General features: G+C 63.5%; 1 protein-coding gene. It reads left to right on the top strand.

Annotated features, from left to right (window positions below):
* Positions 1 to 993, top strand: a 993-nt coding sequence (locus tag PV768_RS21795; protein WP_421094200.1) for an IS110 family transposase, incomplete at its 5' end; no start/stop codon positions are given.
* Positions 994 to 1,305 lie beyond the last annotated feature (312 nt).

Here is a 1,305-nt window from a genome sequence, read left to right as displayed (position 1 = left end):
GTGGTTCTGCACTGGATCCGCCGTTTCGAACCGGGCGTCAAGGTTGTGTACGAGTCCGGCCCTACCGGTTTCGTCCTGGCCCGTTACCTGCATGCTGCGGGCATCAATTGTGTGGTCGCGGCGTCCTCGAAGCTGCTGCGCGCTCCCGGAGACCGGGTCAAAACCGATCGACGTGACGCCCGGCTGCTAGCCGAGATGCTCGCTGTCGGTTCGGTCATCGAGGTGCGAATCCCCAGCTTGGAAGAGGAAGCCTTGCGGGATCTGTCCCGGATGCGTTCCGGCGCAGCAACCGACCTTGCCCACGGCCGACAGCATGTAAACGCCATCCTGCTGCGCCACGGCATCCGCTACCCCAAAGAGACAAGATGGACCAAAGAACACAGACTCTGGCTGCACCGTCAACGCTTTGAGGAACCGGCGCTCCAATTCACCTACGAGGCCGGCGTCGAACAGGCCGAGCTACTCGCCGCGCATCTGGCGCGCATTGACAAACAGGTCGCTGCCACCGCCGCGGCATGCTCCTACGGGCCAGTGATTGAGGCGTTGATGTGTCTGCGCGGAATCCAGATGACGACCGCGTTCGGGCTGGCCGTGGAGATCGGGGACTGGACCCGCTTCACCGGCTCTACCATCGGCTCCTACCTTGGGCTGGTACCAAGTGAGAACTCCTCCGGCCAGTCCCGGCACCAGGGCCCGATCACCAAGGCCGGGAACACCTACGCCCGTAAGCTCCTGATCGAAGCCGCCTGGCAGCACCGCCGCCCCTACGCCCGGCCCGGCCAACGGCTGCTACGTCAACTTGATCGCGTCAGCCCGGCAACCCGCATCCGCGCCCTGGAAGGAAACCACAGGCTCCATAACAAGTGGCAACACTTCGATGACCGCCACAAGATGTCGGTTAAGGCCAACACCGCGATCGCCCGCGAACTCGCCGGCTGGTGTTGGTCACTGGCTGCCCCGCTCCAGCAAGGAGAACGCATGAACGCGGCCTGACCCCTGAACGTGCCCTCCGGGACGCGGTCCAAAGTGCGATGGGCAGCACGCGGAGCCAACTCGGGACCCCCTCTATGAGCACACGGATCACCCCGTTGGACGCTCGATGTTAGACACCGAAACGCCTCCAGCCGAATAAATCGTCATGCGGTAACCAACCCGCGCATATCAGCCTGACACTGCCAGTCGAAACCGACCCGCCCAGCCCAAACACCGCCACCCGCACCGGGCACCAAATGAGCGGCCCCCGGAACCACAATCCAGGAGCCGCTCACCTACGCGCTATTGACAACCAAACCTACATATCAGAGG

Origin of the sequence: Pseudarthrobacter sp. CC4 (genome assembly GCF_048957775.1) — a bacterium.
Classification (GTDB): domain Bacteria; phylum Actinomycetota; class Actinomycetes; order Actinomycetales; family Micrococcaceae; genus Arthrobacter.
This window is presented reverse-complemented; position numbering and strand designations above follow the sequence as displayed.